The organism is Nocardia sp. NPDC004860 (assembly GCF_040609015.1).
In the GTDB taxonomy this organism is placed as follows: Bacteria; Actinomycetota; Actinomycetes; order Mycobacteriales; family Mycobacteriaceae; genus Nocardia.
The window spans coordinates 72,634-85,912 of record NZ_JBEXJI010000038.1 but is presented as its reverse complement, the minus strand read 5'-3'; the positions used below and the strand labels follow the sequence as shown (position 1 = coordinate 85,912).

General features: G+C 68.7%; 11 protein-coding genes and 1 pseudogene. 10 read left to right on the top strand and 2 right to left on the bottom strand.

Annotated features, from left to right (window positions below; translation table 11 throughout):
* Nucleotides 1–135: 135 nt before the first annotated feature.
* A complete protein-coding gene (lon, locus tag ABZV44_RS40825; protein WP_354849162.1) occupies nucleotides 136–2,589 on the bottom strand; it encodes an endopeptidase La in 2,454 nt (817 codons plus the stop codon).
* 295 nt (nucleotides 2,590–2,884) lie between these two features.
* Between lon and ABZV44_RS40820 the strand changes: the two genes are divergently transcribed.
* The 4 genes from ABZV44_RS40820 to ABZV44_RS40805 all read left to right on the top strand — a co-directional run bounded on the left by ABZV44_RS40820 (nucleotide 2,885) and on the right by ABZV44_RS40805 (nucleotide 6,311).
* Entirely contained in the window at nucleotides 2,885–3,736 is an 852-nt protein-coding gene (locus tag ABZV44_RS40820) for an alpha/beta hydrolase (protein WP_354849160.1), read from the top strand.
* Nucleotides 3,729–4,301, top strand: a complete 573-nt coding sequence (locus tag ABZV44_RS40815) for a WHG domain-containing protein (RefSeq protein ID WP_354849157.1) — start codon at nucleotides 3,729–3,731, stop codon at nucleotides 4,299–4,301. Before ABZV44_RS40820 ends, ABZV44_RS40815 begins: the two co-directional genes overlap by 8 nt.
* Nucleotides 4,302–4,354: 53 nt before the next feature.
* Nucleotides 4,355–5,194: an alpha/beta hydrolase gene (locus tag ABZV44_RS40810; RefSeq protein ID WP_354849154.1), complete on the top strand. Its 840-nt coding sequence runs from the start codon at nucleotides 4,355–4,357 to the stop codon at nucleotides 5,192–5,194.
* Nucleotides 5,195–5,303: 109 nt separating this feature from the next.
* A complete protein-coding gene (locus ABZV44_RS40805; protein WP_354849151.1) occupies nucleotides 5,304–6,311 on the top strand; it encodes a zinc-binding dehydrogenase in 1,008 nt (335 codons plus the stop codon).
* A gap of 30 nt (nucleotides 6,312–6,341) precedes the next feature.
* On the opposite strand, the gene ABZV44_RS40800 is transcribed toward ABZV44_RS40805, so the two are convergent.
* Nucleotides 6,342–7,415 (bottom strand): metallophosphoesterase, encoded by a 1,074-nt coding sequence (locus ABZV44_RS40800; RefSeq protein ID WP_354849149.1) that lies wholly within the window; start codon nucleotides 7,413–7,415, stop codon nucleotides 6,342–6,344.
* Nucleotides 7,416–7,622: 207 nt separating this feature from the next.
* On the opposite strand from ABZV44_RS40800, the gene ABZV44_RS40795 reads away from it, so the two are divergent.
* From ABZV44_RS40795 to ABZV44_RS40770, 6 genes and pseudogenes are all read left to right on the top strand, one after another.
* Nucleotides 7,623–8,978, top strand: coding sequence for a hypothetical protein (locus ABZV44_RS40795; protein ID WP_354849146.1), 1,356 nt, complete (start codon nucleotides 7,623–7,625; stop codon nucleotides 8,976–8,978).
* Nucleotides 8,979–9,065: 87 nt separating this feature from the next.
* Entirely contained in the window at nucleotides 9,066–9,857 is a 792-nt protein-coding gene (locus tag ABZV44_RS40790) for a TIGR03084 family metal-binding protein (RefSeq protein ID WP_354849143.1), read from the top strand.
* A 431-nt stretch (nucleotides 9,858–10,288) separates the two neighbouring features.
* Entirely contained in the window at nucleotides 10,289–11,041 is a 753-nt protein-coding gene (locus ABZV44_RS40785) for a hypothetical protein (protein ID WP_354849141.1), read from the top strand.
* Nucleotides 11,042–11,051: 10 nt separating this feature from the next.
* Complete coding sequence (gene lhgO / locus ABZV44_RS40780; protein WP_354849138.1) at nucleotides 11,052–12,245, top strand: L-2-hydroxyglutarate oxidase; 1,194 nt, start codon at nucleotides 11,052–11,054, stop codon at nucleotides 12,243–12,245.
* Between the two features lie 50 nt (nucleotides 12,246–12,295).
* On the top strand, nucleotides 12,296–12,796 hold the full coding sequence (locus ABZV44_RS40775; protein WP_354849135.1) for an SRPBCC family protein: 501 nt from the start codon (nucleotides 12,296–12,298) through the stop codon (nucleotides 12,794–12,796).
* A gap of 10 nt (nucleotides 12,797–12,806) precedes the next feature.
* Nucleotides 12,807–13,235 (top strand): annotated as a pseudogene (locus ABZV44_RS40770) (ribonuclease H); the annotation flags it as partial.
* Nucleotides 13,236–13,279: the final 44 nt, after the last annotated feature.

The following is a 13,279-nucleotide window of genomic DNA, read 5'->3' as shown; positions in this document are numbered from 1 at the left end:
ACCTCTTCTCCCCCCCCCCTTCTCACCCCGTACCCCCCCCCACCGCGGTCACCCCCCGGAATGGTCGGGCCCCCGCCAATCCGGCGGGCCCCGGTCCTTTCACCCCCACCCCCCACGGCTCCCGTTCTCGCGACCTCAGGCGGTGGCGCTCAGCGCACGGCCGTCGTAGGCCGGTTCGGCGACCGGCTCGATGGCGTAGGCCAGGATCTCGGCCACGTCGGCGACGGGGCGGACATCCAGGGCGGCCAGCACCTCGGCGGGGACCTCGTCCAGATCCGGCTCGTTGCGGGCCGGGATGAACACGGTCTTCAGGCCGGCGCGCTGAGCGGCGAGCAGCTTCTGCTTCACGCCGCCGATCGGCAGCACCCGTCCGTTCAGCGTGACCTCGCCGGTCATGCCGACATCCGCGCGGACCTGGCGGCCCAGGGCCAGCGACACCAGGGCGGTGACCATGGTGACGCCCGCCGACGGACCGTCCTTCGGGACCGCGCCCGCCGGGAAGTGGATGTGGAGATTGCGATCCAGCACCTTCGGCTCGATGCCGATCTCCTCCAGGTGGGAGCGGACGTAGGTCAGGGCGATCTGCGCGGACTCCTTCATGACGTCGCCCAGCTGACCGGTCAGGGTCAGCGAGCGGTCGCCCTCGGCGGCATTGGCCTCGATGTAGAGGACGTCGCCGCCCGCGCCGGTCACGGCCAACCCGGTGGCGACACCGGGGACCGCGGTGCGCTCGACCCCGTCGGGGGTGAAGCGCGGACGGCCCAGGTAGTCCTTCAGGTCACCCAGTCCGATCACCAGCTTGCCGGAACCGCCTGCGGCCGGACCGGATTCGGCGTCGTAGCCCAGCTCGCGGTCGTAGCCCAGGCCCTCCGGCACGAATTCGCCCTTGCTGACCAGGCTTTCGGTCCCGGCGATGTCCGCCGACTCCGACAGCTTGGTCGCCGCCTTGCGCAGCGCCTTGGCGATCAGCCGCTCCATCTGCCGCACTCCGGCTTCCCGGGTGTAGTTCGCGGCGACCTCGCGCAGCGCCTCGTCCGTGATCGAGACCTCCTCGGCGGTGAGGGCATTGCGCTCCAGCTGCCGTGGGATCAGGAAGTCGCGGGCGATGGCCACCTTGTCGGCCTCGGTGTAGCCGTCCACGGTGATCAGTTCCATGCGGTCCAGCAGCGGGCCGGGAATCGTCTCCATGACGTTCGCGGTCGCGATGAACAGCACGTCCGACAGGTCCAGATCCAGGTCCAGGTAGTGGTCGCGGAAGGTGTGGTTCTGTGCCGGGTCCAGGACCTCCAGCAGGGCCGCCGCGGGATCGCCGCGGAAGTCCGAGCCGACCTTGTCGATCTCGTCCAGCAGGACAACGGGATTCATCGATCCCGCCTCCTTCATGGCGCGCACGATGCGGCCGGGCAGCGCGCCCACGTAGGTGCGCCGGTGACCGCGGATCTCGGCCTCGTCGCGCACGCCGCCCAGGGCGACGCGAACGAACTTGCGGCCCAGGGCCCGTGCCACCGATTCACCCAGCGAGGTCTTGCCGACGCCGGGCGGACCGACCAGCACCAGCACCGCGCCGGAACCGCGACCGCCGACGACCTCCAGGCCGCGCGCGGCCCGCCGGGAACGGACGGCCAGGTACTCGACCATGCGGTCCTTGACCTCGTCCAGGCCGTGGTGGTCGGCGTCCAGCACCGCGCGAGCGGCCGCAACATCGGTGGAGTCAGTGGTTTTCACGCTCCACGGCAGTTCCAGGACGGTGTCCAGCCAGGTGCGAATCCAGCCCGTCTCCGGACTCTGATCGCTGGAACGCTCCAGGCGACCGACCTCGCGGAGAGCGGCTTCCTTCACGTCCGCGGGCAGGTCGGCGTTCTCGACGCGGGTGCGGTAGTCCTCCGCGCCGTCCGGCTCGTCCTCGCCCAGCTCCTTGCGAATGGCGTTGAGCTGCTGGCGCAGCAGGAATTCCCGCTGCTGCTTCTCCATGCCCTCGCGGACATCCTCGCTGATCTTCTCGGTGATCTCGGTCTCGGCGATGTGCTGAGTGGTCCACTCGATCAGCTTGCGCAGCCGCGCGGTGGTATCCGGGGTGTCCAGGATCTCGCGCTTCTGCTCGTTGCTCAGGTACGACGCCCAGCCGGCCGCGTCGGCCAGGGTGGACGGATCGTTCATCTGATTGACCGCGTCGATGACCTGCCAGGCCTCACGGCGCTGCAGGACCGACACGACCAGCTTCTTGTATTCGGCCGCAAGCTCTTTGGTGCGTCCGTCGGCGGCCGGAATCTCGACCGGTTCGGCCTCGACCCAGAGCGCCGCGCCCGGCCCGGTCACGCCGTGACCGATCTTGGCCCGGCTCTCCGCCTTCAGCACCGCCGCGGGAGCGCCGCCGCGCATCCGGCCGACCTGTTCGATGGTGGCCACGACGCCATAGGTGGCGTACCCCTCATCGAGGCGCGGCGCGACCAGCACCTGGTTGACCTTGCCCGCGCGGGCGGCATCGATGGCGGCCTGCGACGACTCGTCCAGCTCGATCGGCACGACCATGCCGGGGAGCACGATCGGATCGGTCAGGAACAGGACCGGCAGGTTCGTTGGTGTAGTCACGTCTTCGACCCCTTCCAAGGTTGAGCGTTACCTACTCAACCCGGGGGGTATACCGATTGTTCCGGACCGATGTTCGCCGGGGGCGAACATGTCTCGAGTCGGGGATCGAAATCGGGAACAGCGGCATATGAGCTCGTCAGAGCGCTATCAGGGGTCGAGCTCGGCAGCGAACAGGGGCTCCAACGCGGTGCGCCACGCCGGTCGGATCGAAATCCCGGATAGGGGTTGACGGCTTCGGCTAAAGCAATTAGCTTTATGGCTATCGCAGTTAGCTACTCCTGGAGAGTGAAAGACCATGACGCAGTACGTGGACATCGACGGTGGCCGGATCGCTTACGACGAGATGGGTGAGGGTCCGCTGGTCGTGCTGTCGCACGGCATGGGAGTCGACCGCAATGCCAACCGGCACCTGATGCCGCTGCTGGCAGCGGCCGGGTACCGGGTCGTCAACACCGATATGCGCGGCCACGGCGAGTCGAGCATGGGCTGGGCGTCGGTCACCGGCAAGGAGGCCATCAGCCGCACCGATGTCGCCAATGATCTGCTGGCGGTCATCGAGAAGCTGGGCGGCGGACCGGCCATCGTGGTGGGCCACTCGCTCTCGGGCGGGTCGGCCACCATCGCGGCGGCGCAGCGGCCGGACCTGGTGCGGGCCATTGTCGAGATCAACCCGTTCACGCTGACCCAGAAGGCCGACATCGCAGCGCTTCTCACCAATTCCCGCCACCGCAGCGGCATGATTCCGCTGATGGGCACCATGATGTTCAAGAGCCTCGGCCAGTGGCTGAAGTACCTGAAGGTGGCCATCCCGACCAAGCCCGCCGACCTCGACGACTACCTGGCCGAGGTCGCGGCCAAGCTGCGCGAGCCGGGCCGGTTCGCCGAATTCATGAAGACCGGGCAGTCGACCCCCGTGGACGCGGAAGCCCAGGTGCCCAACGTGACCCAGCCCGCGCTCATCATCATGGGCACCGCCGACCCGGACTTCCCGAGCCCCGAGGCCGAAGGCCAGCGCATCGTCGCCGCCCTGCCGGCCGGACTGGGCAGCCTGGGCCTGGTCGAAGGCACCGGCCACTACCCGCAGTTCGAGGCCGCCGACCGGGTGGCCGAGCTGATCCTGCCGTTCCTGAAGGAACATCATGCCTAGGGTGGGCTTGAGCCGGACCGACGTCGTCGCCGCGGGGGCCGCCCTCGCCGACGAGGTCGGTTTCGGCAATCTGGCGCTCGGGGCCCTCGCGCAGCGGCTCGGGGTGCGAACCCCCTCGCTGTACAAACACATCGAGAGCCTGGCCGACCTGCAGCACGGCATCGCCGCGCTCGCCATGGCGGAAGTCGACCAGCGGGTCCGCGACGCCATGCACGGGCTCTCCGGCAGTGCGGCCCTGGCCGCCTTCGCGAATGCCTTCCGCGACTACGTGGTCGAGCATCCGGGCCGGTACACCGCGACCGTCGGCGCCGCCTTCACCGGACCGGATGATCCACTGTTGCAGTCGGGTGCGCGGGTGCTGGAATCCATGGCGGCGGTGCTGCGCGGCTACGGGATCGGCGAGCAGGAGATGGTGCACGCGCAGCGCACGCTGCGCTGCCTCTTCCACGGCTTCGCCACCCTGCAGGCGTCGGACGGCTTCCAGTGGAGCAACGACTCCGAGGACAGTTTCGAGTGGATGATCCGCTTCCTCGACCGCGGGCTCACCGAAATCGGCTCGCACTGAACCGGTTTGCGGGACCATGAATCCAACACTGGCAACGAAGGTGTTGGAGTGTCATGGAAGACTTCACATTCGACGGCACCCGGATGGCGTATGTGCGGCAGGGGGAATCCGGTCCGCCGGTGATGATGCTGCACAGCGCCGGGTCCTCCCATCTCATCTGGACGCCCCAGATCGCGGCGCTGTCCCGTGCATACCGGGTCTACGCGGTCGATCTGCCCGGTTACGGCGCCTCCTCCCGGCCCGCCGACGGGTACACGCTCGAGCGCTACACCGAACTGATCCGCGCCTTCATCGAACACCACGAGCTCAGCGACGTCGGACTGGTCGGCAACTGCGTCGGTTCGGCCGTCGGCCTGACACTGGCCCGGCGGCATCCCGAGCTGATCCGGGCGGTGGTGGCGATCAATCCGCTCACCGAATCCACTGCCATGCACGGTGATTGGCGGCAGGCGGCACGCCTGGCCCGAGTGCTGCCGGACGACTCCGCCCGGAAGCTGAGCGGCTGGCACACCCCGCGCTGGGTCGCCCGCCGCACCGCCCGATCCTGGTTCACCACCCGGCGCGCCTACCGCGAATGCCCTTATGTCGCGCCCCTGTCCTCCGGTTTCCCGGCGCGGGCACTGATCTACCTGGTCCGCGACCTGTCTTCCTTTGCGACGCTCGACGATTGGCCCGATCGCGACGGCTTGCCGCCGATCTGCGTCATCTGGGGCAACCAGAACCGCGTCCTCTCCGCCGCGGCCGGGCGCACCGTCAATGCGCGACTACGCCCCGACCGCACCGAATACCTCGACGGCTGCGGCCACGTCCCCATGCTCGAACGCGCCCCCGACGTCACCGCCATCATCACCGAATTCCTCGCCGCCCACCTGCCCGCCGACAGCGTGCACTGAGCGCCACACCGACTCGGCGGTTCGGGCAAACCGCCCGGGCGGGCGCGGGTGCGGCCTACCATGGCGCCGGGGAGGGGCCGCCCGAATCGGATACCGCGAGGAGTCATCGATGACCATGCTGGCCGCACGACTACACCTGGGCCCGAATCGCCGACTGGAGCTCGAGGAGGTGCCGATTCCGGAGCCGGGACCGGACCACGTGCTGGTCAAGGTGGAGGCAGCGGGAGTGTGCCTCTCCGACGTGCACCTCATCGACGGCACGCTGACGCCGCTGTTCCTGCGCGACGATGCGGTGACGCTCGGGCACGAGGTCGCCGGGACCGTGTACACGCTCGGGCCGGGAGTGACCACCGCGAAGGTGGGGGATCGCGTATTGCTGCAGGCCGGGGAGCTTCGCAACGGGGCCACCTTCACCCGCGGGGTGGACTACGACGGCGGCTGGGCCGAATACACCCTGGCGCGGGTCGACACCCTGGTGCCGATTCCGGACGACCTGCCGTTCGAGCAGGCCTGTTTCATTCCCGACGCGGTGTCCACGCCGTGGGCGGCCATCACCGCCACCGCCGAGGTGAAACCCGGTGAGGCCGTGGGCGTCTGGGGCGTCGGCGGGCTGGGCGCGCACGGGGTGCAGCTGCTGCGCATGGTCGGCGCCGCGCCGATCATCGCGGTGGATCCGCTGCCCGCCGCCCGGGAGCGGGCGCTGTCCTTCGGCGCGGACCTGGCCTTCGATCCGGCCGATCCGGACCTGCGGCGCAAGGTGTTCGAGGCCACCGGCACCGGCCTGAACGCCGCCTTCGACTTCGCCGGCGTGGCGCCGGTGCGCGAGCAGGCGGTGGTCTGCCTGGCGCCGCAGGGCCGCCTGGTGCTGGTCGGCCTCACCGACAAGCCGATCACCATCACCGGGGGCACCGCCTTCAGCTTCTTCCAGCAGCAGTTGCGCGGGCACTACGGGTCCACGCCCGAGCACGTCACCCAGCTGGTGAAACTGCAAGGGCTGCACCGGGTCGACTTCTCCCGCTCCGTGAGTGCCGTGGTCCCGCTGGCCGATGCCGCCAAGGCCGTGCACTCCCTGGAATCCAAGGAAGGCAACCCGATTCGGATCGTCCTGAAGCCCTAGGCCGCTCCCGCACCCGGCACGGTTCGCGGATTACGCGAGCCGGCGCTGGAAGACGTTGGCGGACCGGCCGTTCGAGAGATCGACCGTGTAGACCCCCAGGTCGACCGACGTGGGGGTCAGGTCCAGGACCATGAAGCCGAGATCGGTGTAGTTCTCGTACAGCGCACCGTTGGCGGTGTGCTTGCCGCCCGTGGACGGCTCGCCGTGCACCGATTTCGCGGCCGCACCGGAGATGATCTGCCGGGTGCCCTTGGCAGCCGCATTGGGTTCGAGCACCTGCAGCGAGTGGTCGTGGCCCGACAGCAGGAACTGGCACCGGCCCAGCACGTGCGCCTCGAAGAAGTCCTTCACATAGCGGCCGTCGATCGGCTCGATGCTCGATCCCTCGTATTCCCCGGCGTTTCCGTGCGGCCCGTTGTTGAGGTACGGGTGGTGGGTGCAGGCGATCTTCCACTTCGCCGGCGACTCGTCGATGGCCCGGTCCAGCCAGGTGGCCTGCTCGGTCATGAACTGGCCGTCGGCCGCCCAGTAGGGCTGGAAGAGCGGCGGCAGGTAGGCGGCGATGGGATTGAGGTCCAGCACGAAGAATTCGACGACCGGCTGCTCCTGCGGAATCCGCACCGAGTAATAGCGGGACGGCATGAACCAGCGGGCCGAGCGTACGTGATAGGCCACCTCGTGATCGCCGCGCAGCAGCCAGCCTCCGTCGCCGGGCAGGATCGAGGAGTTGTCGTGATTGCCCTGCACCATGAGCCAGGGGAAGTCGAGGTCGTGGTTGGGGTCCTCGAACTTGGCGGCGAACTGGGCGTCGTCGTCGGACCACGGGCCCTGCTCGTAGACATTGTCACCGAGGCCGAGGGCGCAGGAGAACGGCTCGCGCGCATGCAGTTCCCGCATGGCGTCGGCGACCTGCCACTGCGGCCGCGCGCCGGTGCCCGCGTCGCCGGTGACGAGAATGCGCAGGCGCTCGGCGTCCGGGAGCGGGAATTTGGCGGTGGCCGGGGCATTCTCGGCGCGGGCGGGCGCACCGGTGGCCGCGAGCGCGGCGACCCCGGCGGCAGTGGCGGCCGTGCCGGTCAGAAACCCACGACGGTCGAACGACATTGCTGATCTCCTGCCTGTATCTACTGGTCGATTGACCAGTATTCCCACTTCCGGAACCCGCCGCAGACTACGTCGGCATGACCTTGCCAACACCCCCGCGACACGACGCGTTCTTCCAGGCCAGGACCTTTTGACAGCGCCTCGGACCGATGAGAGTGTTGGGAGTCCGTTTTCTCACCATCAGCTTGGCCACAGGGGGACGCTGCTATGACGACACTGGCCTCGGGTCTGTTCCTCGACTGGGAACAGCTGACCGGCCAGCCCAAACTCGTCGTCGATCTGATCAGCTTCCCGATCTTCAGCGCCATCGCCGGCTGGCTCACCAACTGGACCGGCGTGCTGATGTTGTTCTGGCCGGTCTACTTCCAGGGCTTCCGGGTGCCCGGCCTGGAGATCCTCTACCCCTACCTCCCGCGTCGCGTGCAGGTGCTGCCCACCTTCTCCGGCGACGGAAAGCGGCTCGGCTTCCAGGGTTTCATCCCGGCGCGCGCCGAGAAGATGGCCAGCATCTGCGTCGACGTGGCCATCATGCGAATCGGCAGTCCCAAGGACTTCATTCGCGAACTCGACCTCGAGGGCATTGCCGACTACATCGCCGAGGTGGGCCGCAAACAGGTGCCGGACATGGTCGACGAGATCATGAGCAAGGAGAACCCGGACCTGTGGGGCGCGGTGCCCAAGTCGGTGCGCAATGTGCTCTACCAGCGCATCGAACGCGAACTGCCGACGCTGGCCCGGCGCGCCTTCGAACAGCTCGGCGACAATGTCGATCAGCTCATCGACATCAAGGACTTCGTCATCCGGTATCTGCGGGACAACCCGGAGATCCTCAAGGACCTGACCACCACCATCGCCGCGCCGGAACTGAAGTTCATGGTCCGCATCGGCCTGCTGGGCGCGCCCTTCGGTCTGCTACTGGCGCTGTACCTGCATGTGCACCAGAGCATTCCGGTGCTGGGCTGGATTCCGCCGTGGCTGATCATCCTGGCCGCGGCCGCGGCCATCGGCGTGACCGTCAATGTCATCGCCATCAAGATGGTGTTCGAACCGGGCGACCCGCAGCCGCGCTACCGGTACCTCTGGAAGCAGGCGCTGCTGGCCAAGCGGCAGCCCGAGGCCGCCGCCGATCTCGCCAATATCCTGGCCTATCAGGTGCTGACGCTGCCCAACCTGGCCCGCGAACTGCTCGACGGCCCGAACGGCGACAAGACCCGGCAGCTGCTGGAACGGCTCATCTCGCAGGAGATCCACCGCCAGCTCGGGCCCACCCACTCGGTGGTGCGGACGGTCTTCGGCAAGCGTCAGTTCGACAATCTGACGGTCGGCGCGACCTCCGCCGCGGTGGGCCTGGCCCCGAGCCTGGCCGACGATCCGGAATTCGCGGCCGCCCAGGCCAAGAAGATCGACGAGTTCGCGGCCCGCAAGCTGCAGCAGCTCACGCCCGGTGAGTTCATGGAGATGTTCTACGCCTCGGTCGAGCAGGACGCGTGGCTGCTCTACCTGCACGGCGCGGCGCTGGGCCTGGTGGTCGGGGCGGTGCATCTGATCCTTTTCGGCTGGTAGACGGCACTTTTTCAGGCAGGAACGCGGGCCGCCGAAAATCAAGCACGCATGCTTGCATTTTTCCGGCGGGGCTGCGATGCTGGCCCGGTGGCCGACCTCGAGGCATTGCTCGCCGACTTCACCGCCGAATGCGCCGATCTCGATCGGCTGATCGCGGGCCTGGATCCGGACGGCTGGCAGCGCGACACCCCCGCCGCCGGCTGGACCATCGCCCATCAGATCGCCCACCTGAACTGGACCGATCAGGTCGCCACGGTGTCCGCGACCGACCCGGCCGAGTTCGACAAGCTGGTGCAGGCGGCGCTGCCCAAGGCCCTCACCTTCGTCGACGAGGCCGCCGAGGAGGGCGCGAAAACCCCTGCGCCACAACTGCTCGCGACCTGGCGACAGGATCGCACGGCCCTGGTCGAGGCGCTGCGCACGGTTCCGGCAGGCACCAAGCTGCCGTGGTTCGGGCCGCCCATGAGCCCGGCCTCCATGGTCACCGCCCGCCTGATGGAGACCTGGGCGCACGGGCACGACGTGGCCGACACGCTCGGCGTCACCCGCGAACCCACGGCGCGCCTGCGGCATATCGCGCACATCGGGGTGCGGACCCGCAACTTCGCCTACCTGACGCATGGCAAGTCCGTGCCGGCCGAGGAGTTCCGGATCGAACTGACCGCGCCCGACGGCAGCGCCTGGACCTGGGGCCCGGCCGAGGCCGCGCAACGAATCAGCGGTCCCGCCCTGGACTTCTGCCAGCTGGTCACCCAGCGGCGGCATCTCGACGATCTCGGCCTGGACGTGGTGGGCGCCGACGCCCGCGAATGGCTGGGCCTGGCCCAGGCTTTCGCCGGTCCCCCCGGAAGCGGCCGAACGGCGGGTCAGTTCGACTGACCCGCCGCCTATCCCGGCCTCCGACCAGAAATCCCCAATTCCCATAGGGGCTTCGTTCTCGGCGGAACGGGTTTCCAAGGGTCCGGCCCTTGGGATCACCACTGCTCCCCGAGGAGGAGCGAGCGAGCGCCAGCCTGGGTGCGCCGTGCCTGGTGCCGACCGGACGCCATTGGCCGGAGGTCTCTTCGATGGCAGTCGAGTTGGCGCTCGCCGCTACCAGGTTTTTACCCAGTCTTTCGGCGGGGAAAACCTGTTGATGCCCAACCTTTCCCCGATGTGATCCTGCTCTCACCGGGGCCGTGTGTTACCCGCCGCCACCGTAACCTGGACGCGCGTACGACTTTCAATGGTGCGGGTCGTCGCGCCGTCCACGCACCAGGGGACGGACGGGCGCAGGGGGCCAGGGGAGAGGGAAAGGAACGCACCTAGTCATGTCGCATGAACTCGCGACGCAGGCCGCCCGGTCGACCCGGCGTACGGCCCAGGTGTTCCGCTACAGCGCCATTGTCACCGCCAGCATGGCCAGCATCGGGCTGACCGTCGCCGCCGGTTCGTACATCGCCAATGAAATGGCCCAGCAGCCGGGCAGACTCGCCATGGGCGCGCCGGGCAACCATCCGGCGCTCGTCGAGCTCGGCCCGCGCGGAGCCGATCAACCGGGCGTCCAGCCCGCCGAGCCGGTCGCCGAGAAGGTCGCTCTGACTTCACTTTTCACCAACCGGGGCACGGAACCCGCTTTCGTGCAGGTGATTCCGGCCCGCACTCCGGGCACCGGCGCCGCCACCGCGGCCGAGGCGACCCGCCCGCTGGGCGGTCAGTTCCGGCTCGGCACCGCCTACGTGGGCGCGCAGGTGGCCGCGGCCCAGCACACGGCGACGCTCACCGTCGACACCAATGTCTTCGCCACGTTCGCCGATATCCTGCTGAACACGCCGCTCGGGCACCAGCTGGGCATCAACGGCGACCCGAGCGCCACCACCCGGCTGCGCACCGATGTGGACAGCCGCGGCGACGTGACGCTGACCCTGTCGGACCCCGCGATCGGCGACTACGGCCTGCAGATCGCGCGCCATCCGGTCCCGGCCGCCGCGACCGGCACTCCCGCGCACGACACCACCGACACGCACGCACACGAGACGGACGCCCGCACGGCAGGGGAAGACTCGGCCACCGTCGCTGTGTGAGACTTCCGGTGTGTACGACTACTGCGTGATCGGCGGCGGCATCGTCGGGGTGGCCACCGCGCATCGCATGCTCGAACGCCATCCGGGGGCGAGCCTGCTGCTGCTGGAGAAGGCCGGGCAGCTGGGCCTGCACCAGACCGGGCACAACAGCGGGGTCATCCACTCGGGCATCTATTACGAGCCCGGCAGCCTGAAGGCGCGGCTGTGCGTGCGCGGCGCGCGGCTCACCAAGGAATTCGCCGCGGCGCACGACATTCCGTTCCGGGTGTGCGGAAAACTGCTGGTGGCCACCGATACCGCCGAGCACACGCGGATGCTCGCGCTCTACGAGCGGTCCGTCGCCAATGGCGTCGAGGTGGAGTTGCTCGACGCCGCCGAGCTGAGGCGGCGGGAGCCGCGCATCACCGGGGTCGGGGCGCTGTTCGTGACGAGCACCGGCATCATCGACTACGGCAGGGTGACCCGGGCGCTGGCGCAGGAGGTGCGCACGGCCGGTGGTGAGATCGTGCTCGGCGCGGAGGTCACCGCCATTACCGAAACCGACTCAGCGGTAACCGTTTCCGGCCCGGCCGGCAGCTGGCAGGCCCGGCGGCTGGTGGTGTGCGCGGGCCTGCAGGCGGACCGGATGGCCCGGCTGGCGGGTCTGGACATCGATCTGCGCATCGTGCCCTTCCGCGGCGAGTACTACCAGCTGCCGCCCGAGCGCAATGATCTGGTGAACACCCTGATCTATCCGATCCCCGATCCCGAACTGCCGTTCCTGGGCGTCCATCTCAGCCCGACCATCGACGGCGCGCTGACCGTCGGGCCCAATGCGGTGCTGGGCCTGGCCCGCGAGGGCTACCGCAAGGGCAGCGTGAATGTCCGCGACGCCCGGGAGATCCTGGGCTACCGCGGTTTTCACCGGGTGGCCGCCGCCAATGTCCGGACCGGGCTGCGGGAAATGCGCAACTCCCTGTTCAAGCGCGGCTACCTGGCCGAATGCCGTCGCTACTGCCCCGAGCTGACCGTCGCCGATCTGTTGCCGCGGGAGGCGGGCATCCGCGCCCAGGCGGTACTGCGGGACGGCGCGCTGGCCCACGATTTCCTGCTCGAGCACACGCCGCGCTCGGTTCACGTGCTCAATGCCCCCTCCCCGGCGGCCACCTCCGCCCTGCCCATCGCCGAGTACATAACGGACCGATTGGACGAGTTCGCTCAATAAATAGGATTGCTGTAGTACTTTTAAGGCAGCCGTGGGACAGGGAGCAGCCTATGGGCCATTTCAAGTACGCGAGTGATGTCGGCGCACCGGTGGAAGTCGCGTTCACATACACGGACAATCATCAGTTCGTGCCGGACTGGGCGTTCGGCGTGGTCGCCTTCGAACCGATCGGGGATTCCGACCACGGTGCCGGAGCCGTCTTCGCCGCGACCCTCAGGGTCGGCCCGTGGCATCCCACGATCGAGTGTGAGATCACCGACTACCGCCGCAACGCGGTCATCGAATACACACTCCGCCGACGCCGGAAGGGGAAGCCGGCGTCGGCATGCTCCAACTTCTGTGTCATCACCCTGCGTTTCGACCCCCTCGGGTACGGCCGCGCGGTGCTGACCTCGGAAACCGAGTACTGGGCCCCGCGCGGGCTCACCGGCAAGTTGCTCTCGAAGATGCTGGCCGCGATGGTGCAGGCCACCGTCCGCCGGACCGAATCGCAATTGCGCAGGGAGATAGAGGAATTCCACGGCACCGATCTTGTCGGCCGGATCGCGTAGGGTAGGCCGCATGATCATCGTGAGCACCGACGGATCATGCCTGCGCAACCCGGGCGGCGCGATCGGCTGGGCCTGGGTCAATCATGCGGGCGGCGCGGCCAGCGGCGGTGCGCCCTCGGGCACCAATCAGATCGCGGAGCTACGCGCCCTCCTCGAGGCCGTCCGGGCCCATCCGGACGCCGAACCCCTGCTCATCGAGAGCGATTCGCTCTATGCCATCAAGTGCGCCTCCGAGTGGATCCATGGCTGGCGCACCAATGGCTGGAAGACCTCCACCGGCGGCGCGGTCAAGAATCTCGAGCTGATCCAGCAGATCGACCGCGCCATCGCCACCCGGCCCGGCCCGGTCCGGTTCCGCTGGGTGCGCGGGCACGTCGGCAACTACTTCAACGAGCAGGCGGACGCGCTGGCCGGTCAGGCCGCGCGGAAGGTGGCCGCGACCGGTGTCGCCACCGATCCCGACGGCGACGAACCGGTGCCCTT